At 44.6% G+C, this 19,840-nt stretch carries 17 protein-coding genes and 1 pseudogene; 7 read left to right on the forward strand and 11 right to left on the reverse strand.

The genetic code is table 11. The annotated features are described in order from the left end of the window. Nucleotides 1-106 precede the first annotated feature (106 nt). From F890_RS11690 to F890_RS11710, 5 genes and pseudogenes are all read right to left on the reverse strand, one after another. A complete protein-coding gene (locus F890_RS11690) occupies nucleotides 107-814 on the reverse strand; it encodes a GntR family transcriptional regulator (protein ID WP_005267036.1) in 708 nt (235 codons plus the stop codon). An 11-nt stretch (nucleotides 815-825) separates the two neighbouring features. Continuing rightward, nucleotides 826-4,425 carry an urea carboxylase gene (gene uca, locus F890_RS11695; protein WP_005267038.1) on the reverse strand — a complete coding sequence of 1,200 codons (3,600 nt, stop codon included), beginning with the start codon at nucleotides 4,423-4,425 and terminating at the stop codon, nucleotides 826-828. A 67-nt stretch (nucleotides 4,426-4,492) separates the two neighbouring features. Next, complete coding sequence (locus F890_RS11700) at nucleotides 4,493-4,756, reverse strand: hypothetical protein (RefSeq protein ID WP_005267040.1); 264 nt, start codon at nucleotides 4,754-4,756, stop codon at nucleotides 4,493-4,495. Between the two features lie 358 nt (nucleotides 4,757-5,114). Beyond that, nucleotides 5,115-5,705 carry a hypothetical protein gene (locus F890_RS11705; RefSeq protein ID WP_005267041.1) on the reverse strand — a complete coding sequence of 197 codons (591 nt, stop codon included), beginning with the start codon at nucleotides 5,703-5,705 and terminating at the stop codon, nucleotides 5,115-5,117. Between the two features lie 201 nt (nucleotides 5,706-5,906). After that, nucleotides 5,907-6,394 (reverse strand): annotated as a pseudogene (locus F890_RS11710) (VOC family protein). Nucleotides 6,395-6,824: 430 nt separating this feature from the next. Between F890_RS11710 and F890_RS11715 the strand changes: the two are divergent. Further along, nucleotides 6,825-7,406 carry a 5-formyltetrahydrofolate cyclo-ligase gene (locus F890_RS11715; protein ID WP_005267045.1) on the forward strand — a complete coding sequence of 194 codons (582 nt, stop codon included), beginning with the start codon at nucleotides 6,825-6,827 and terminating at the stop codon, nucleotides 7,404-7,406. A gap of 147 nt (nucleotides 7,407-7,553) precedes the next feature. After that, nucleotides 7,554-9,980 (forward strand): endopeptidase La, encoded by a 2,427-nt coding sequence (gene lon / locus F890_RS11720; RefSeq protein WP_005267047.1) that lies wholly within the window; start codon nucleotides 7,554-7,556, stop codon nucleotides 9,978-9,980. Nucleotides 9,981-10,051: 71 nt separating this feature from the next. Here lon and F890_RS11725 read toward each other — a convergent pair whose 3' ends face one another. After that, the gene (locus tag F890_RS11725) at nucleotides 10,052-10,984 is read right to left on the reverse strand and encodes a M28 family peptidase (RefSeq protein ID WP_005267049.1); all 933 of its coding nucleotides are present in this window, start codon (nucleotides 10,982-10,984) and stop codon (nucleotides 10,052-10,054) included. Nucleotides 10,985-11,151: 167 nt separating this feature from the next. On the opposite strand from F890_RS11725, the gene rlmH reads away from it, so the two are divergent. The 3 genes from rlmH (at nucleotide 11,152) to F890_RS11740 (ending at nucleotide 13,422) form a co-directional block, all read left to right on the forward strand. Continuing rightward, on the forward strand, nucleotides 11,152-11,634 hold the full coding sequence (gene rlmH, locus F890_RS11730; RefSeq protein ID WP_004646335.1) for a 23S rRNA (pseudouridine(1915)-N(3))-methyltransferase RlmH: 483 nt from the start codon (nucleotides 11,152-11,154) through the stop codon (nucleotides 11,632-11,634). Between the two features lie 110 nt (nucleotides 11,635-11,744). Beyond that, nucleotides 11,745-12,521: a DODA-type extradiol aromatic ring-opening family dioxygenase gene (locus F890_RS11735; protein ID WP_004646334.1), complete on the forward strand. Its 777-nt coding sequence runs from the start codon at nucleotides 11,745-11,747 to the stop codon at nucleotides 12,519-12,521. A gap of 127 nt (nucleotides 12,522-12,648) precedes the next feature. Then, on the forward strand, nucleotides 12,649-13,422 hold the full coding sequence (locus tag F890_RS11740; RefSeq protein WP_005267053.1) for an META and DUF4377 domain-containing protein: 774 nt from the start codon (nucleotides 12,649-12,651) through the stop codon (nucleotides 13,420-13,422). 70 nt (nucleotides 13,423-13,492) lie between these two features. Here F890_RS11740 and gdhA read toward each other — a convergent pair whose 3' ends face one another. Beyond that, the gene (gdhA, locus tag F890_RS11745) at nucleotides 13,493-14,836 is read right to left on the reverse strand and encodes an NADP-specific glutamate dehydrogenase (RefSeq protein WP_004646331.1); all 1,344 of its coding nucleotides are present in this window, start codon (nucleotides 14,834-14,836) and stop codon (nucleotides 13,493-13,495) included. A gap of 349 nt (nucleotides 14,837-15,185) precedes the next feature. Here gdhA and F890_RS11750 point away from each other — a divergent pair, with 349 nt between their 5' ends. Next, entirely contained in the window at nucleotides 15,186-15,977 is a 792-nt protein-coding gene (locus tag F890_RS11750; RefSeq protein ID WP_005104626.1) for an RnfABCDGE type electron transport complex subunit B, read from the forward strand. 3 nt (nucleotides 15,978-15,980) lie between these two features. Then, nucleotides 15,981-16,694, forward strand: coding sequence for an endonuclease III (gene nth / locus F890_RS11755; protein WP_005246932.1), 714 nt, complete (start codon nucleotides 15,981-15,983; stop codon nucleotides 16,692-16,694). A 116-nt stretch (nucleotides 16,695-16,810) separates the two neighbouring features. Here the strand turns inward: nth and F890_RS11760 are convergent, their stop codons facing one another. The 4 genes from F890_RS11760 to F890_RS11775 form a co-directional block, all read right to left on the reverse strand. After that, nucleotides 16,811-17,023: a hypothetical protein gene (locus F890_RS11760; RefSeq protein ID WP_004279489.1), complete on the reverse strand. Its 213-nt coding sequence runs from the start codon at nucleotides 17,021-17,023 to the stop codon at nucleotides 16,811-16,813. A gap of 88 nt (nucleotides 17,024-17,111) precedes the next feature. Next, complete coding sequence (gene adk, locus F890_RS11765; protein WP_004279488.1) at nucleotides 17,112-17,771, reverse strand: adenylate kinase; 660 nt, start codon at nucleotides 17,769-17,771, stop codon at nucleotides 17,112-17,114. A gap of 75 nt (nucleotides 17,772-17,846) precedes the next feature. After that, complete coding sequence (locus F890_RS11770; protein ID WP_004279487.1) at nucleotides 17,847-19,163, reverse strand: DUF445 domain-containing protein; 1,317 nt, start codon at nucleotides 19,161-19,163, stop codon at nucleotides 17,847-17,849. Nucleotides 19,164-19,228: 65 nt separating this feature from the next. Beyond that, nucleotides 19,229-19,747 carry a hypothetical protein gene (locus F890_RS11775; protein ID WP_005267055.1) on the reverse strand — a complete coding sequence of 173 codons (519 nt, stop codon included), beginning with the start codon at nucleotides 19,745-19,747 and terminating at the stop codon, nucleotides 19,229-19,231. Nucleotides 19,748-19,840 lie beyond the last annotated feature (93 nt).

Consider the following 19,840-nt stretch of genomic DNA (forward strand, 5'->3'; position numbering starts at 1 on the left):
ATGAAATAATGCCTAGCTATCCAGTCTGTTCTTAGCGTAATTTCTAAAGTTAGTTTCATATTTTGATCTAGTCTGTATTTCTTAAAGCTTATACATCATGAGTAGCTTATGCAGGACAACACGACAACATTTCTAACGTGATTTTTTTCACCTCATTACGACTATGCCGGATATGAGCATCTAATATAGAGAGACAGAACGCTGCATCTTGGGCAAGCAGCGCCTTTAAAATCTGTTGATGTTCAGCATAGGTGGCCTCAATCCGATAATCTTTGGAAAAATCCAGACGGCGTATGATGCGAATTTTCTCGCTGATCTCACTGTGAATTTTCGCCATTTCTGCATTGCCGGCTGCAAATACCAAATGACAATGAAATGCTTCATCTTGTGCGGATAACTTTCTGAGATCATAGATATATTGTTCTGGTTGAATACACCAGGTTTTAATCAAAACAGCCAAGGCAACCTGCAACTGGTCTTTGGGCATCTGACACAGTTGTTCGACTGCATAACATTCCAGCAAAATTCGCAGATCATATAACTCTTCATAGGCTTTAAAATTCAGCGGCCGGACCTGCCAGCCACTTCTAAACTGCACCTCGACATAACCTTGCTGCTGCAAACGATACAAAGCTTGCCGAATAGGTGTACGACTGACGGCATAGCTTTCAGCAATTTCTGATTCGGTAAACCGCTCTCCCGGCATCAGCTTAAAGTCAAAAATGTCATTTTTAATTTTCTGGAAAACCAGCTCAGACAGATTGTCTGAGCTTTTTCCGGTCGCTTTAGTACTTGGATTGCGAACAATAGTCATGGCTCAATCCATTACTCCATATAGACCAGTGGCTCACCGCTATGCACGGTCTGACCAGAACGGCAGATAATCGCTTTAACGATACCATCATCGTCAGCATAGACCGGCAGTTCCATTTTCATGGCCTCAATGATGGCCACCGTGTCGCCTTTTTTCACAATCTGCCCGGCTTCTACAAAAATCTTCCAGATATTGCCGGTCATAGAGGCATTAAGAGGGACATACTGGCTGTAATCGGTATCATCCTGCAGCACTTCTATTTCTACAGGTGCATCAAACTCGTCTTTCCAGCGTTCCACCTCGGCGCTAAAAGCAGCGTGCTGCTGCGCTTTAAAAGCAGCAATGCTGTCCTGCTCTGCAGCAAGGAAATCCTGATATGCTGCAAAGTCAAACTCGCATTCCTCAATTTTGATTTCTGCCAGACCATGGGCGAAATCAGCACGGAACTGATCCAGTTCGGCCTCAGTGACCTCATAATATTTAATCTGGTCAAAAAAGCGTAAGAACCATTGCTGATCGCCAAACTGCTTGTTCTTTTTAAACTTGTTCCAGATCGGCACGGTACGGCCAATCAACTGATAGCCGCCCGGTGAGTCCATGCCATAAATACACATATACATGCCACCAATCCCGACTGTACCTTCAGCGGTAAAAGTACGCGCGGGATTATATTTGGAACTCAATAAACGGTGGCGCGGATCAATGGGCACTGCACAAGGTGCAGTCAGATATACATCACCTAGCCCCAAAACCAGATAGTTGGCATCAAAAATGATGTCCTTGACCTGTTGGCGGTGACTTAAACCATTAATCCGCTGAATAAAATCGACATTATTCGGTAACCATGGCGCTTTGGCACAAACGCTTTCCTGATAGCGTTCCACCGCACCTAGAGTCGCTGAGTCCTCAAAGGCCATAGGCAAATGGATAATTCTTGAAGGAATTTTAATGTCACGCAGATCGCCCATCTGTTCTTCAAGACCAAGCAGGAAGTGAATCAGTTGCTGCTGGCTACATTGCAGACCATCATATTTAATCTGCAAGGATCGCACACCAGGTGACAATTCCAGGATACCCTCAAGATCAGCTTTACGGATCAGTTGCATTAATCGGTGTACGCGCAGGCGCAGGGCCAAATCCAGTACGTTGTCACCGTATTCCAGCAAGATATAACTGTCACCGGCCTGACGATATACAGCTTTTGGTGCATCTGGCGTAGCTTCACGCAGTGCCAGGATACTTTCTGCCTGAACTGCAACAACTTCAGCCTCGTGAGTCATCTCTGCCTTGGCAAAGTTTTGGAGGGTTTGAATTTGCTGCCGCTCCAGTGCATTGGCCTGCTCTATCGAGATTGGATAGAAGCTAATCGTGTCATCAGCTTTCAGTTGACCAATTTTCCAGAGTTCAGCTTTGGCAATGGTCACCGGACAGACAAAGCCACCCAGGCTCGGACCATCTTTGGCAAGAATTACGGGGAAATCACCGGTAAAGTTAATCGCACCAATGGCATATTCACAGTCATGTACATTGGATGGATGCAGACCCGCTTCACCGCCATTTTCACGCGCCCAGTTTGGCGTCGGTCCGGTTAAACGGATACCCAATCGGTTCGAGTTAAAATGCACTTTCCAGCTTGATGCAAAAAACTCCTCAATATATTCAGCTTTAAAGAAATCAGGAGCGCCATGCGGACCATAGAGCACACCAATTTTCCATTCCTTGCCATAACTTGGAATCAGATCTGTTGCCAAAACTTCAGGTTCTGCAATCGCTAAAGGTAGACCATCGGCCGGCAGCTCAGGATTCACCATCTTAATCATGTCACCAGCCCGTAACACTCGGCCTGCATGTCCACCAAAATTACCTAAAGCAAAGGTAGAACGGCTACCCAGATATTCCGGCACATTCAGACCATTTCGTACAGCCAGGTAGGTCCGGCATCCAGATTCAACCTGTCCAATTTTTAGGGTTTGGCCTGCTTTTACCTGAATAGGCTGCCAGAAATTTACTGCTTCATCATCCAGACTTACCGGACAAGGTGCGCCAGTTAAAGCAATGATATTTTCTGCATGAAATTTGAGGATTGGACCTTGCAGGGTAAATTCAAACCCGGCGGCGGCCTCGACATTCCCAACAATTTTATTGGCCAGCCGGAAGGCATAATCATCCATTGGGCCTGAAGGCGGTACACCAATATCCCAATACCCGACACGACCCGGATAATCCTGAATCGAACTTTGTGTACCCGGCTGAATCACCTCAATCACATTCGGCACATATTTGAAATCATCCAGCATGCGTGTCCAGATCTGTATCTGTTCAAAACGTGGATCTGAAATAACAGTATGCACATAATCCAGATTGGTACTAATACCATTCAGGCGAGTTTCAGCTAAAGCTGATTTAAGCGTATGAATGGCAGTATCACGATCTTCAGCATGCACAATAATCTTGGCAATCATCGGGTCAAAGTATTGGGAAATTTCAGTTCCGGTACTCACCCAGGTATCAACCCGGACATTTTCCGGAAAAAAGACATCGGTCAAAATCCCTGGACTCGGCTGGAAATTCTTAACTGGATCTTCGGCATAGATGCGTACTTCAATCGCTGCACCTTGAGGCTGAATACTGCTTAGATGCTTCCAATCCAGAGTATCACCTGCTGCAACTTTCAACATGCATTCAATCAGGTCTAAACCGGTCACCATTTCAGTCACCGGATGCTCCACCTGCAAACGGGTATTCACTTCAAGGAAATAAAACTCGTCACGTGCTGCATCGTAAATAAACTCAACCGTACCGGCACTGCGATATTCCACCGATTTGCCCAGTTCAACTGCCGCCTGATACAATTTTTGACGGGTTGCTTCAGGTAACTGTGCCGCTGGTGTTTCTTCCACAACCTTCTGATTACGGCGCTGCAGTGAACAGTCGCGTTCGCCCAAAGCCACTACCTGTCCCTGTCCATCTCCAAAAATCTGAACTTCGACATGACGGGCTTTATCGATAAAGCGTTCCAGAAATACTCCGGCATCTTTAAAGAACTGCTCACCCAGACGTTTTACACTTTCATAAGCCTCCTGAAGTGCGTCTGCATCATCACAACGGGTCAAGCCAATTCCGCCACCGCCTGCTGTACTTTTCAGCATAATTGGATAACCAATTTTTTCAGCTTCTACCAAAGCTTCGTCCAGACTATTTAGCAGCCCTGTACCGGGAGTCATGGGTACATTGGCAGCTGCAGCAAGTTCACGGGCACGATGTTTTAAACCAAACTCTAAAATCTGCCCAGCTGTGGGTCCCATGAAAGCAATGCCATTTTCTTCGCAGGCACGAGCAAAATCAGCACTTTCTGACAGAAAACCATAACCTGGGAAAATTGCTTCAGCCCCGGTATTCTTGGCTGCAGCAATCAGTTTTTCAATACTTAAATAGGTATCACTCGGTTTGGTGCCTTCTAAGGACACTGCAATATCTGCATCAATCACATGCTGTGCATAACGGTCCGTTTCTGAATAGACGGCTATACTGGTTACGCCCATTTTTTTTAATGTGCGAATGGCACGAACGGCAATTTCGCCCCGGTTTGCAATCAGTACAGTTTTAAACATGTGAATCCCCTTTTATTCTCTCTATTTTTTGAATCTGCTGAATGGATCTGTTTCGTTTTTTTCTGATTCAGCTGCTGCATATAAACCCGCTATCGACTATGTTCACTGCTCTCTGTCGTAGCCTTTGATGCATACCTTCCGCAAATACAGCTTTTTTAAATGCATCGATTTTTGCTCGAAGATGTGCAGCAGTCGCAACCGAAATCCAGACAAGTTCACCCACCTCAACATGGGTAGTGCGTTGAGCAAGATGATTCAGTTGAAGCTGTTTTGACTGATCGGCATCGCGCCATTTTAGGACTGTCCAGCCGATCATTTTCTGATGTAGCATTCTGCATCCAACCTTGTATCCAAGTTTGAATACAGTTATGCAGAACTTATGCCAGTTTAATTTTTATTTTATTTTCAATATATTAACAAAATTTAAGATGTATAAATTGGGAAGAATTTCATTGGATGGTTGTTTTTGGTTCAGCCTGTTTTCAATTCAGTGCAAAAATTATTCTGCAACTCATATTGTATAATCTGCATCATCTCAACTTTTGCAATGCTCATATAAAAGCCCATCTGTTGATGAGCTTCTAAGTGAACTATTCTATTTGTAGCTTAGTACAGTCATAAAAATTGAGTGTATTAAATACCTGAATTGAAAGGTTTGAATCAGCGTGTATTCGTCATTACGGTATTCACTATTTCACCGGGATCATTAAGTGCTGATAAGGCGTCCCAGACCACATGACATAGGGCAAAGCGGTATCCGGTTGCTTATGCTTAGGATACATATCATAGAAACGAGCTTCAGCACCGACGATCATGACATGGGGACCCGTTTTGACCCAATGATTGCCCGCACTAGGCTTCTTGGCATAGGGATCAACATTACTGGCATCCGTACCACCTGCCAGCATATACATAAAGCCTACTTTCCCGACTGTGGGCGGTTTATGTCCCATCCAGGCCTCTGCCCATTCTAGAGCGGCCTGATCCATACACATTGGGTCTGGACCTGGAGTGGTCAGATTATCAGGCATACAGGTAAAACCATTATTGCCCTTGCGCAAGGTACGTATTTTGCCATCTGCACCGACAGCGACAATCGTGGCTGCAGCGGCTACTTTCTTAGGTGCAGCAGTCATGGCACTTGCAATGGCTTTCTTATCGGCAGCAGATGAAGCTGCGCCTGAGCTGGCTTTGCCCGACATCGGCGGTTCAACGGCTAAAGCGGCAGGTGCAGACAGCGCGACCCATCCCGCCATAAGCAGTAATTGAGGAAAATTCATGGCACATTCTCCTTGAATCATCATGAAGAAATTGGATTTAGGTTCAGATCAAGTTGGATTAATCTGTAATTTTTGTAACGTATCCTTATAGAGTTGAGGGATAATTTGAGTTGATCAAAAGAAAGGAGAAGATTTAACTATTGCAGTGAAATTGCGCTACACAGCAATATCAACTGCAATGAAAGACAATATCTTTGGCGCTTAACCACGAAATGCTGCTTCGATCACGGAGATGTCAATTTTCTTCATGGTCATCATCGCATTAAATGCGCGCTTGGCCGCAGCACGGTCAGGACTGTTACAGGCGTTGATGAGGACCGCTGGCGTAATCTGCCAGGAAATGCCCCACTTGTCTTGTCCTTGCACCAGCCACACTCACTTTCCTGACCGCCATTGCCCACAATGGCATTCCAGTAGCGATCTGTTTCCTCTTGGTCTTCAGTCGCCACCTGAAATGAAAATGTTTCATTATGCTGAAAACCAAGACCACCGTTCAACCCGATGCAGGCAACGCCCATTACTGTAAATTCGACCGTAATGACATCACCTTCTTTCCCAGAGGGATAATCTCCAGGGGCAAGGTTGATCGCGCCAACTGAGGAGCCTGGAAAGGTTTCTGCATAAAATCGTGCTGCACCTTCGGCATCGTCATCGTACCAAAGGCAGACGGTGTTCTTCGCAATATTCATCATCTTCAATCTCCATTGATTTAGGTCTTACGCGTTCTGCCTAAGTCCAATGTGTCCCATATATCGGTCGAGAATAGTTATATGATCCCTTGTCTATCTTTCACCAAAAACAGAATAAACCTACTTTAGAATTGTATTTTTATTGATCGAAAGCTGTTTCAAAGTGCTTAAACTCATGCATTTCCAGAGTTTGTCACTGAACAATTGATTGCTTGGAAAATCGTGAATCAAAAAAAATAAATTGACCGTTTCAACACATTTTAACAACCAGTGATGCAACTGTTTTTTAATTTTGAAACTGGTGACAAATTAGCTAAATTTAAATCAGCAGATACGGAATAATATAAAATTGCAGCTTACAATTATTTTTTACTTTTCCAGAATTCCCACTTAGACTAGAGCACAAATTTGTTGCATATGCTTTTGCCCTATGACCATTCAGGAATTAAGAAGATACCTTCGTAAAACGCGTCGTCATCTCTCTAAGTTTGAGCAAAGGCAGTCTGCACAAAAAGTTCTAAACCGTCTGATCCGCAGTCCAGAATTTATTCATGCCCAACGTATTGGCCTGTATTTGCATGCTTTTGGGGAGATTCAGACCCAGGCGATTATTGAACGCTGCTTTAAACTGGGCAAACAGGTGTATCTACCAGCGATTTGCGACATGAATCAGCAGCTGGTCTGGATCCGGATCACCCAGCACCAATACCATAACAAGCGCTTTGCCCATCATCGGCTGGGTATGCGAGAGCCCATGAGCACCCGTGGTGTACATGTTTCCAAACTGGATTTATTGCTCATGCCACTATTGGCCTGTGATACTTCGGGCACACGGATTGGTATGGGCGGCGGTTTTTATGATCGTACCTTGGCTTCTGCACCTGGGCGTCCATTCCGTCTGGGGCTGGCGCATGACTTTCAACTGCTGGCACAGCCGTTAAAACGTGAAACATGGGATCAGCCCCTTGATGCTTTAATCACCCCGACAGTTTTTATAAAGTTCAAACGTTAATTTTGCAATTTTACCCTTGCTAACTACTTTAAAATCACATAATTAGTCATTTTTCATACAATTTAATCTTAACTGCCCTTGTATTTTTAAAATTACCCATCACTATTAAAAGCATGGCAACACCGTTGTCACTCATTAGGAGTGCTCATGTCTGAAATTATTATGAATCAAGAAACCTTAGAGCCTCAGGTTCCAAGTGTACTACCCCTTTTGGCGTTGCGTGATGTGGTGGTTTATCCGCATATGCAAATTGCGCTGTTTGTCGGTCGTGAAAAATCGATCAATGCAGTTGATGTGGCTCGTAACAGTGACAATCTAGTATTTGTAGTTGCGCAAAAAGATTCGCTTACAGAAGAAATTGATCACGACAATTTATATCAATACGGTACTGTCGCGAAGATTGTGCAAGTTGTGAATCACGAAAATGATGAAAACTGTATTAAAGTCCTGATCGAAGGCTTGCACCGTGCCAAACTGAAAACCATCATTGACGAAACTGAGTATCTGACAGCAGAGCATGAACTCAGCCCAATGACGGTGAGCGTCGATGCAGACACCCAAGCTGTGCGCTTGCAGGAATTACGTGCGCTTTTCGCTCAATATGCAGAAGCGAAACTTCGTAATGCGCGTGAACTGATCACCGCAGCCAACAAAATTGAAGATCTATTACAGTTATTGTTCTTCGTTGCAACCCGTGTTCCATTGAATATTGATGTCAAACAGAAATTCCTGGAACATGACGAATTCGAAGCGCATTTGACTGAGCTGATGACTTATCTATTGCAACAGTCTGAAGAACAGCAGATTGAGCAAACCCTGCATGACTCTGTTAAACGTCAGATGGAAAAGAACCAGCGCGAATACTTCCTGAATGAGAAAATGAAAGTCATTCAGCGCGAGCTTTCCGACATGAACGGCGGCGCGGAAGATGATGTCGCTGAAATTGAAAAACGTCTTGCTGAAGCAGCTCTGCCTGAGCATGTACGCAAGAAAGCTGAAAACGAATTCCGTAAACTCAAAGCGATGCAGCCTGCCTCAAGTGAAGCAGCAGTTGTTCGCAACTATCTGGAAGTGATTCTGGATACACCGTGGAATAAAGCCAGCAAAGTCAGCATTAACCTGAACAAAGCACAGGAAATTCTGGATGCAGACCACTATGGTCTGGACGATGTCAAAGATCGTATTGTGGAATATCTTGCGGTTCAGTCGCGTGTGAAAAAATTGCGTGGCCCAATTCTATGTTTAGTCGGTCCTCCGGGTGTTGGTAAAACCTCACTGGGTGAGTCGATTGCTAAAGCAACTGGTCGTGAGTTCGTGCGTATGGCGCTGGGCGGCGTACGTGATGAAGCGGAAATTCGCGGTCACCGTCGTACCTATATCGGTGCGATGCCAGGTAAAATTGTGCAGTCATTGACTAAAGTAGGTGTAAAAAACCCGTTGTTCCTGCTCGATGAAATCGACAAGATGGCGCAAGACTACCGTGGCGATCCGGCTTCTGCGATGCTTGAGGTACTTGATCCATCACAGAACAACAAGTTCAGCGATCACTATCTGGATCTGGATCTGGACCTGTCTGAAGTGATGTTTATCTGTACCGCAAACAGCATGAACATTCCTGAGGCCCTACTGGACCGTATGGAAGTGATTCGTCTTCCGGGTTATACCGAAGAAGAGAAAGTCAATATTGCGGATCGTTACCTTGTTCCTAAAGCCATCAAGAACAATGGTCTACGTGCCAAAGAATTGACCGTGCATGAAGAGGCGATTCGTGACATCGTGCGCCGTTATACCCGTGAAGCCGGTGTACGTAACCTTGAACGTGAAGTGTCAAAAATTGCACGTAAAGTGGTGAAAGAAGCGGTTAGCAAGAAAGCCAAAAACCTTCAGGTTGAAGTGACCGCAGGAAATCTTCCAGATTACTTGGGTCCACATAAATTTGACTACGGTATGGCGGAAGAAGAAGCGCAAATCGGCCGTGTAAATGGTCTGGCTTGGACTTCTGTTGGCGGTGAATTACTGACCATTGAAGTTGCAGCAGTTCCAGGTAAAGGCAAGTTCATTACCACCGGTTCTCTTGGCGATGTCATGAAAGAATCGATTACCGCTGCGATGACTGTAGTGCGTACCCGTGCGGATGAACTCGGTATTGAAGCCTCGCGCTTTGAAGAAACCGACGTGCATGTGCATTTACCTGAAGGCGCAACACCGAAAGATGGTCCATCAGCAGGTCTGGCTTTGACTACAGCATTGGTATCTGCTTTCACGGGTATCCCGATTCGTCCGGATATCGCGATGACAGGTGAAACCAGTCTGGGCGGCCGTGCACTGCGTATCGGTGGCTTGAAAGAAAAACTGCTTGCAGCCCATCGTGGCGGCATCAAGCTGGTGTTTATTCCACAGGAAAACGTACGTGACCTGGCGGAAATTCCAGAAAATGTGAAAGAAGGTCTAGAGATTAAAGCAGTAAAATCGATTGATGAGATTTTGCCGCTGGCACTAACCTCTTTACCAAAAGCTCTGGTTAAAGCACCTATTGTTAAAACCAAAGAAGAGGCGAAAGCAGCACGTCATTAAGACTTAATGCTTCATATTAAAACCCTGCTTCGGCAGGGTTTTTTATTGAGTTATTAAATAAAGCAATTGAATTATGGCTGTAACGCCATAGCCACCAATCCATCAATCACATGGGCCATCTTGTTCAGATCAAGCTTGTCTAAAGTATCCAGCTCGGTATTGTAATAAGGATTACGATAACTCGCAGTATCGGTAATCAGCATGGTCGAATAGTTGAATTTGGCATAATTCAGATAACCAGAGAAATTCATATCCTGAGCAAAACTTGGGCTGACAAAACGTTGACATTCCAGGCGGTTAAAACGCTGCATGGCGTCACAATAATCTCCAGTCAGGCCAGTTGAGGCTAAATGCCCAATGGCTGCAATGAAATTGCCATGTCGTGGATAAATCCATTTTAATCCCACCGGATAGCTCTGCACCTGATGTTCATCAAAATAACCAATCGAATCCAGAATCACCACGCCCTCAATTTTCTGCTTCTGCTTTTTTAAAGACTTGGCATGCATATAACTGCCCATATGTTCTGTCTTGAAAAAAGGCGGCTCTTCAAGCGTATAGAAAGCAAATTCGACATCATGTTTGAGCTTGGATTTTTGCAGGGCCAGTAATCTTGCAGTTTCCAGTAAACCCGCTACCCCTGAGGCATTATTATCAGCACCGTTTCGGGCACTAAAGACATCATAATGTGCCCCCATCACCATCTTGGTTTTGGCTTGAGTATCCAAGCTACAGATGACATTTCGGTAACTCAGGTTATTGACCACATAAACCTGAAACTGGCATGGAATACCAAAGCGCTGCATCTGCCCTTTGATCCAGGCAGATACCCGATTCAGCTCTTTTAGATTTTTATAATTTCGGTATTCATCGACACTCATGATCTGGCTAAAAAATAATTCCAGATGAGAGACCTGAGCATTTTTGCTCGAATTGGCTGCACAGAGACTAGGCCCCATGAGGCCTATCAGTAACAGCAGCACAGTACAACATCCTTTTATCATGACACTGTTCCGCATTTATTATTATTCCATTCCTTTATCAAGCGGATACTTGAACTAAGGACATTAAAGCAACACTAAATCTCTCATTTCAATTTCAATTTGTTTCCCTGCTCAACTTCATGTTGTTTGATCGTTATAATGAGGTATCCAATTATTGATCTGTCTGTATGAAAATCCGTATCCTGACCATTGGTCAAAAAATGCCAGCGTGGGTGCTGACTGGTTTTGAAGATTATTTCAAACGTATTCAGCCTTTTGTACAGACCCAGATTATTGAACTGCCGATGGCCAAGCGCGGGAAAAATGATTCTGAAGCGGATATTCTGAAATACCGCAATATTGAGGGCGACAGCATTTTAAATGCGCTCAAGCAGAATGAAACCCTGATTGCACTAGAAGTGGGCGGACGCGAATTCAGTACCGAGAAACTGGCTGAAACCATGAAAGGCTGGATGCTGGAAGGCAATGATGTAGCACTTGCAATTGGTGGACCGGATGGTCACTCAGAAGCCGTGCGTAAAGCTGCTGCATGGCACTGGTCACTTTCCAAGTTAACTCTGCCGCATCCTCTGGTACGTGTGATGCTGATCGAGCAGCTTTATCGTGCCATGAGCATCAATAACAACCATCCTTATCACCGAGCAGGCTAATGATTTTGCTGAAGCGTTCTTTATATGCAACGTTTTGTTGAATAATCTCTTCTGCTCTTATTTCTATTTTTCATGCATTATTGAGGCATCTTCCAGATGTGGTTTGACTTATGAACTTACAAACGTTGCCCGGCTTATTTATTTCTCATGGCTCTCCTATGCTGGCGCTGAATCCTGAGCAAGTGGGTCCTGCCTTACATCGTTTGAGTGAAAATCTGCCACGCCCGGAAGCGATTATTGTGATGTCTGCGCATTGGGAAAGTGATGCGTTGGAAGTCAGTAGCGCAATTCGCCCAGAAACTTGGCATGATTTTCGTGGTTTCCCGCCTGAACTTTATCAATTACGCTACCCTGCACCGGGAAATCCTGAATTGGCCGAGAAAGTCTTAGGCTTGCTGGCCAATGCCGGCTTTTCTGCACATGCCAACAGTACTCGTCCGCGTGATCATGGTGTATGGATGCCGCTGCTACATATGTATCCAGATGCCAACATTCCCGTGGTAGAAATTTCCTTACCCATGTCGATGAGTGCGGATGAGATTTATCAGATTGGTCAAAGTCTCGCACCTTTACGTGAACAGCAAATCCTGCTGATTGGTTCGGGCAGTATTACCCATAATTTACGTGAACTGTCTTGGGATGGATCGGCTGCTGATGTACCCGAATGGGCCTCAGGCTTCCGTAATTTTGTGGTGCATAAACTGACGCACAATGATTATGATGCTGTACTGGACTGGTCCAATATTCCGCATATGGCACGGAATCATCCAACGCTGGAACATTTTGCTCCGATTTTCTTTGCGATGGGCACAGGTCAGCGTTTTAGTCTGGTACATAGCAGTTTCACCATGGGTTCACTTGGTATGGATATTTACCGCTTCGATTAATCTTGCTTCAGCGCTAAAATCTTAATGATGGATACATTTTGCAACTCAAAGCTGCGAAATGTATCCATATTTTTTCTCAATACATCCATTATTATTGTTTGAACTTTATATACTTCATTATAAGTCCATGAAATTAAAATTTATTGTGCTGGCATTATTGCCTTTAACTTTTGCAGCCTGTCAGTCCAGCGATATTCAACGAGCTGGAGATCTTGCAGTGGCCACCATCCAACAAAAAAATGCAGATCAGATTCTTCCAGCCTATCATTGGGAACTGAATCGTGGACTAGAACGACCAATCGTACTCAGTTTTGATACTCAAGGCCGGCTAAGCGCCGTGACGGGCTGTAATGGACTCGGAACAACCTGGTCAGTCAAAAACAATATCATCACCACCAGCGAAGTTATAGGCACTGAAATGGCCTGTGATGCAGCATTGATGGAGCAGGAACGTTTTGTCAGCCAACTTTTACAGAAGCGTGACATTCCTTTTACGCTCAATACCACAGATCCTGACAAGCCGACCCTGACGTTGATGGCCGCAAATGGTCAAACCTATGAATTTATCGGGAAAATGACTCCGGAAACCAAATACCAAGGACAGGCTGAAACAATTTTTCTGGAAATTTCCCCCGATACCAAACAATGTACCGGCGTAACCCAACAAAGCTGCTTGCAAGTCAAAGAAGTGAAATATGATCAGAATGGCCTGAAAACTCAGGTCGATAAGGACTGGACTTTATTCTATGATCAGATTGAAGGTTTTCGGCATTCACCAAATGAACGGCAGATTATTCGGGTCAAACGTTTTGAAATTAAGCATCCGGCAGCTGATCAATCGAAATATGCCTATATTTTTGATATGGCGGTTGAGCGTGAATTAGTTAAGGGTGCTCTTTAAGGCTAAAAATACCAGATATAAAAAAACCGGGGCAACAGCCCCGGTTTTTTCAGCTTAGACTAAGTCAGACTTAGAATACGCCTTGAGCAAGCATTGCATCAGCAACTTTTACGAAGCCAGCAATGTTCGCACCGTCAACATAGTTCACAGTACCGTCTTCTTTAGTACCGAATTTCACACAGTTACGGTGAATTTCTTTCATGATTGCGTGTAAACGCTCATCAACTTCTTCGAAAGTCCAGCCTAAACGCAATGCGTTTTGAGACATTTCCAGACCAGAAGTTGCCACACCACCTGCATTTGATGCTTTACCTGGCGCATAAAGAATTTTCGCTTCAACGAATTTCTCAACCGCTTCAAGCGTAGAAGGCATGTTCGCACCTTCAGCCACACAGATTACACCGTTTGCAAGAAGCTGAGCAGCGTCGTCTGCATCAAGTTCGTTTTGAGTCGCACATGGCAATGCGATATCACACTTGATACCCCAAGGACGTTGTCCTTCAAGATATTCGAAACCATGTTTAGACGCGAATTCTGAAATACGGCCACGTTTTACATTTTTAAGTTCCATGACTTCAGCAAGAAGCGCCTCAGTGAAACCGTCTTTAACGTGAACTGTACCGGCAGAGTCAGAAAGTGAAACCACTTTCGCACCGAGGTACATTGCTTTTTCAGCAGCATATTGCGCAACGTTACCAGAACCTGAAATCGCAACGACTTTATCTTTGAAGCTTTCGCCACGAGACTTAAGCATTTCCTCAGCGAAATACACAGTACCGTAACCCGTTGCTTCCGGACGTGCCAATGAACCACCGAAAGTTAAACCTTTACCAGTGAATACACATGCCGTATCGTTACTTAATTTTTTCATCATGCCGGCCATGTAGCCCACTTCACGACCGCCTACACCAATATCACCTGCAGGGATATCTGTGTTCGCACCAAGGTGACGATACAGCTCGATCATTAAAGCCTGGCAGAAACGCATGATTTCGCCTTCTGATTTGCCTTTAGGGTCAAAATCAGAACCGCCTTTACCGCCACCCATAGGAAGTGTGGTTAAAGCATTTTTAAATGTTTGCTCAAAGCCTAAGAATTTTAGGATTGAAAGATTCACTGAAGGGTGGAAACGCATACCACCTTTAAATGGACCGATCGCTGAGTTGTACTGTACGCGGAACGCACGGTTTACTTGAGTCTGACCTTGGTCATCTACCCAAGAAACTCGGAACTGGATCGCACGTTCTGGCTCAACTAGACGTTCTAGTAAACCATGTGCTGCGTATTGTGGGTTCTTCTCAATGAACGGCCACAAACTGGTCATCACTTCTTCTACAGCTTGAAGAAATTCTGGTTGATGTGCATCACGTGATTTTACGTAATCTAGGAACTCATTAAGTGTGTTGTATTTCAACGCTTAATCCTCAGCAGAAAATGGATCAAAATTGGTCAAATTTACAATCAATGTTAAATTTTGGCGCAAAATATTAAATATCTTTTGTAACTAATCTACAATACTTTTTTTGAAAATACTTTAAAATTAATTTGATAACAAATATTTATATTGATTATGAAAATTTTTTCTATGTCAGGAAATGCCAATCGAATCAAGGCTTAGATTCAGATTTATGCCTAATAATAAGGCACAAGTTGACCCTTAATTGCGCACGACTTAGGAGTTTAAAAATATGTTAAAATTGATGAATCGACATATTTTGTTTCACTTACTCTCTCATGCTTGCCATGAGTAACGCTGGTTATACATGAATTCGCCCATTTCTCTGGTCCAATCGATTGACGCTTTACTCCCTCAAACCCAATGTGGACTCTGCGGTCACCGTGACGGATGTTTACCTTATGCCCAGTCGATTACTGAGGGGGAAAATGCCAATAAATGTGTGCCGGGCGGACAGCCTGTTGCCGATGCTTTGGCTGCATTATTAAATCGTCCTAAACTTCAAGCTGAAGAAAGTGTCTGGCCAGTTCAAGCCGATGGTCGTCCTCAGCGCATCAAAGCCGTAATTCGTGAAGATGAATGTATTGGCTGTACCAAATGCATTAGCGCCTGCCCGGTCGATGCAATTATTGGTTCCGGTAAACTGATGCACACCATTCTGACCGATCTATGTACGGGCTGTGAGTTATGTATTCCCCCCTGTCCGGTAGACTGCATCGATTTGGTTGAAGATCAACAACCCTTGCCGACTGAAGCACAGCGTCTTGCGGAACAGGATGATCTGCGTCAGCGTTACTATGCGCACATCCAGCGTGAAGAAAAACGGCGTACCGATCGTAAGGGACCTGTGGTCCGTGCAGAAATTGATACTGCCCTGTTTGCCCGTTTCTCTGCTTTAAATGAGCAACTTCCTGTGATTGAAGTCGCGAGCAAGCCAGAGAATGCACCTGTAGCTTTCGATTCCAAGACCACGATTGAACTGGCAAAACTACGTACCCAAATTAAAAAACTGGAAAAACAGCTTTCGGTTCGTGAAGATGCCCGAAAACGCACCCAACTGGAAGAACTGACACAGCAATTACAGGCTTTACAGGGATAGAACATGACCACAGCAAAGGCCAAGCCCGTTAAAAACATGACCAAAAAGCAGATTCAGACCTTTTTTGAACGCCTGCGTGAACAGCGGCCTAACCCAAAAACTGAGCTGAATTATTCCAATCCCTTTGAATTACTGGTCGCGGTCACGCTCTCTGCTCAAGCTACCGATGTCAGCGTCAACAAAGCCACAGACAAACTCTTTCCAGTCGCCAATACACCGGAAGCCATTTATGCGCTAGGTGTGGACGGCTTGAAGGAATATATCAAGACCATTGGTTTATATAACTCGAAAGCGGTCAACGTGATTAAAGCCTGCGAGATGCTGATTCAGAAGCACAACAGCATCGTACCGGACAATCGTGCAGACTTAGAAGCCCTGCCGGGTGTAGGTCGTAAAACGGCGAATGTGGTACTGAATACGGCCTTTGGTCAGCCGACCATGGCGGTTGATACCCATATTTTCCGGGTAGGTAACCGTACCGGACTAGCGGTTGGCAAAAATGTGTTGGAAGTTGAACACCGTCTGGTCAAAGTCATTCCCAAGGAATTTATCATTGATTCACATCACTGGCTGATTTTACACGGTCGTTATACGTGTATTGCGCGCAAACCGAAATGTCATGAATGTGTAGTATCCGATGTGTGTAACTGGCCGGATCGGTTTGAATTTGGTGCAGCCCGCCAAATTGCAGTGAAAAATATTGAGCTTGCTGAATAGAACGGCGTGATCAAGCTGGGATAAAAATAGGTGACCAATGTGTCACCTTTTTATCGACTATGAGAAGAGTGCTTTTCGTTCAAACCAAATTCTTAGCTGAGCTGAACTATTATGGATTATTTATCCTGATCTTGTTCAGCCTTTTCCTGCTGCTTGCGCTGTTCAAGTTCGGCTTGTAATTTTGGATGGAGCTGGCGCTCAGGTCGCTTTGCTGCATTTTCAGCACGTTCTTCCTGACGTACTTTGTTGAGCATTTTAAAACTGAAATAGAACAGACCTACCAATACTGCCAGAAAGACTACCATCAACACCAATACGCCAAATTTCATAGCAACAAGTACCCTGTTCAAATACGCAATAAAAAAGAGCCCTAATATGACTTAGGGCTCTCCGATTGTCAAAATCATCGTCAGCCGATTATTTTGCCTGATCCAGAATCGCGAAAAGATCAGTTTGAACTTCATCGATTGGACGTAAACCATTTAGCTTGTCATAAGTTGGTGCATTTTCACCAGACGCTGCACGGCCTTGGTAGAAACCAACCAGTTGCTCGGTTTCAGTATGGTAAGAACCTAGACGCTTACGAATGGTTGCTTCCTGGTCATCAGGACGTTGAACCAGATCTTCACCCGTTTCGTCATCTTTACCTTCCACTTTTGGCGGGTTGTAAACGATGTGATAGACACGGCCAGATGCAGGATGCTGACGACGGCCAGAAAGACGTTGTACGATTTCTTCATCTGGTACATCAATTTCAATCACGTGATCAATTGCAATGCCTTCTTTTTCCAAGGCTTCTGCTTGAGGAATGGTACGCGGGAAACCATCAAAAATGCAGCCGTTTACACAGTCAGGTTGCGCAATGCGCTCTTTCACCAGACCAATGATCAACTCATCAGAAACCAAACCGCCATTGTCCATGACACTTTTAGCTTGTAGACCTAATTCAGTTCCTTCACGAATTGCAGCACGGAGCATATCACCGGTTGAAATTTGTGGGATATTGTAGCGCTTACAGATCAACTGAGCTTGTGTACCTTTACCTGCTCCAGGTGGTCCGAGTAAGATAATGCGCATATATAAACATCCTCATTTAAACAATATGTATGACGCCACGACCACAATCACCCGATTGTGTCCCCCGACATCTCATTATAAGAAAGCCACAAACAAATGGATTAAACCCGCGACAAAACCGGTTACCCCACCCAATAAAATCAGAATCCATTCATCTTCCTGAAATGCAGGACGTAAAAGATTCTGAAACTCCTTCGGAGTCAACTCACGTATGCGGTCTCTAAACATTTGATAGATTTTCTGTGCACGGCTCGCATTAAATGCTGGGTCGCATACAGGTACCATCGTAATTTCAATCGAGCGATCGATCAAGTCCGTCTTGAGTTTTGCATACTCTTTTGGTCCTAAAGACAGCTGTAAAGAGGTCCGAACCAGGGGTGTTTCCATAATTTCATTAATATGACGTTTGATAATGCGGCGGGTTTTGTCTTTTCTGCCGCCATACATCATCTCGGTCATGATCGATTTTAACGTAATCAGGTCTTCTGTGACTACACTTGCGAAGACGTCAGAGACTTCATCCTGACGTTTCATAAATGCGCCTTGTATGTTATAGGTGCCGATACGAGGAATCACCGGCTTAATCCACGGAAACTTGCGATTTGTGGTACGGGCAAAGAATTGCGGGTACTTTACTGGGTGTGGATAGAGTGGGTTGAATACCATCCAGATCGCGATCCAGTTGGTCAAAAAGCCCCAGATCGCAGCCCAGAACGGTACAGTCCAGTGCCACGGCACTACAAACCAGACAATCATCTGGAAAATCCCAAAGAACATCCCGATGAGGGCACTGATATGCCAGATAAAATTGATCTCTTTTTGACCCACCTTCAGGAACATACGCACCATCAAGCGACGGTCGCCTTCCATCTGGCTCACTACCATTTCACGCATATCTACAAGTGACTCGACGTTCATGGTCAGCTCAGTCACTAATTCACGCAAAATTGCCGGCATTTGTTTTTGTGCTTGTGCATAAATTCTGCGCTTAATAGCAAAAGGTAGGTTTTCCCAGAGCACCGCATTGCGATCCATCATCACTTCATCAATCAGGTGTTCCAGTTCGAAACCGACCTGCTCGCCAATGATGCGTGCCATATCATCCGGATCCATCGCCTGTAAAAATTCGCGGATAGAGCCTAATTTTGACAGTGTGTTATCGGTAATAATGCCTGAAATACGTCCAGCTTTGCGTGGCACAATCCCTTGCCAGCCCACAGGTAAAGGCCCGAGATGGAAACCCCAAAAATTGATCGGATAAAAGACCATTTTCAGCGCCATCCAGACGTGAGCCCAGGTTACAAATGCAGTCACTGGAATAATGCTGAGCACGGCCCAAAAATCCGGGCGGTTTACAAAGGTTTGCCACAACTCGTTGACGTACTCAAGCATGCATAACTTCCATATTTAATTTTTTGTTCACAGAATACACATATTAATAAGGTCGAATATTTTGTCTATAAACCGATACTTAAAGTATAGGAAAATTGTAGCCGGGGTTCTGTTTCAGCCACAGCACGACCATTTCGGTCTTCGAGTTTCTCTCCGGCACCCATCCCGATACTAAAACTGCTGATCCGTTCTGAACTAAGCAAAACATAGGCCAAATCAACGCCAGCACCTAAACGGCCTTCATACTCGCCATCAACCTGTTTGCTGTCGATATGACCGGCATAAACCCCGACATAATAACCATTTTTGTCTTTGCCGGTGAGATGTGCAGGATAACGAAAGCCTGCCTGACCGCCAATCGTACGATCATCATCCAGAAAAACACCACCTTTCACATAAGCAATCCCATAAGGGTTCACCCATTCGGTATTTAAATGCAGTAATTTCTGGGTAAAACCAACACCCACATTAAAGGCTTTTGCCTGAGCAGGCTCTATTTTGGTTGCAGTATTATTAATCTGATCATGTGCATAAGCCCCGTTCGCCCACAATGCAAACGCTAACAAAGGGTAAACCTTGTTCATTCCTTCACCATCTTCCTTAATTATAGTTTTTGGTATAGTCCTATTTTTATTAGATTTTACTCTAGCAGAATTATCACAACTCTTATATACAGC

It is taken from the genome of Acinetobacter sp. CIP 64.7 (assembly GCF_000369745.1).
Classification (GTDB): domain Bacteria; phylum Pseudomonadota; class Gammaproteobacteria; order Pseudomonadales; family Moraxellaceae; genus Acinetobacter; species Acinetobacter fasciculus.

Coding starts and splice junctions, on each gene's coding strand:
- adk (WP_004279488.1), bottom strand. CDS start 17,771: ATGCGCATTATCTTACTCGGACCACCTGGAGCAGGTAAAGGTACACAA.
- uca (WP_005267038.1), bottom strand. CDS start 4,425: ATGTTTAAAACTGTACTGATTGCAAACCGGGGCGAAATTGCCGTTCGT.
- F890_RS11735 (WP_004646334.1), top strand. CDS start 11,745: ATGAACTTACAAACGTTGCCCGGCTTATTTATTTCTCATGGCTCTCCT.
- F890_RS11740 (WP_005267053.1), top strand. CDS start 12,649: ATGAAATTAAAATTTATTGTGCTGGCATTATTGCCTTTAACTTTTGCA.
- F890_RS11705 (WP_005267041.1), bottom strand. CDS start 5,705: ATGAATTTTCCTCAATTACTGCTTATGGCGGGATGGGTCGCGCTGTCT.
- F890_RS11775 (WP_005267055.1), bottom strand. CDS start 19,747: ATGAACAAGGTTTACCCTTTGTTAGCGTTTGCATTGTGGGCGAACGGG.
- F890_RS11750 (WP_005104626.1), top strand. CDS start 15,186: ATGAATTCGCCCATTTCTCTGGTCCAATCGATTGACGCTTTACTCCCT.
- rlmH (WP_004646335.1), top strand. CDS start 11,152: ATGAAAATCCGTATCCTGACCATTGGTCAAAAAATGCCAGCGTGGGTG.
- F890_RS11770 (WP_004279487.1), bottom strand. CDS start 19,163: ATGCTTGAGTACGTCAACGAGTTGTGGCAAACCTTTGTAAACCGCCCG.
- F890_RS11725 (WP_005267049.1), bottom strand. CDS start 10,984: ATGATAAAAGGATGTTGTACTGTGCTGCTGTTACTGATAGGCCTCATG.
- lon (WP_005267047.1), top strand. CDS start 7,554: ATGTCTGAAATTATTATGAATCAAGAAACCTTAGAGCCTCAGGTTCCA.
- F890_RS11700 (WP_005267040.1), bottom strand. CDS start 4,756: ATGCTACATCAGAAAATGATCGGCTGGACAGTCCTAAAATGGCGCGAT.
- nth (WP_005246932.1), top strand. CDS start 15,981: ATGACCACAGCAAAGGCCAAGCCCGTTAAAAACATGACCAAAAAGCAG.
- F890_RS11715 (WP_005267045.1), top strand. CDS start 6,825: ATGACCATTCAGGAATTAAGAAGATACCTTCGTAAAACGCGTCGTCAT.
- F890_RS11690 (WP_005267036.1), bottom strand. CDS start 814: ATGACTATTGTTCGCAATCCAAGTACTAAAGCGACCGGAAAAAGCTCA.
- F890_RS11760 (WP_004279489.1), bottom strand. CDS start 17,023: ATGAAATTTGGCGTATTGGTGTTGATGGTAGTCTTTCTGGCAGTATTG.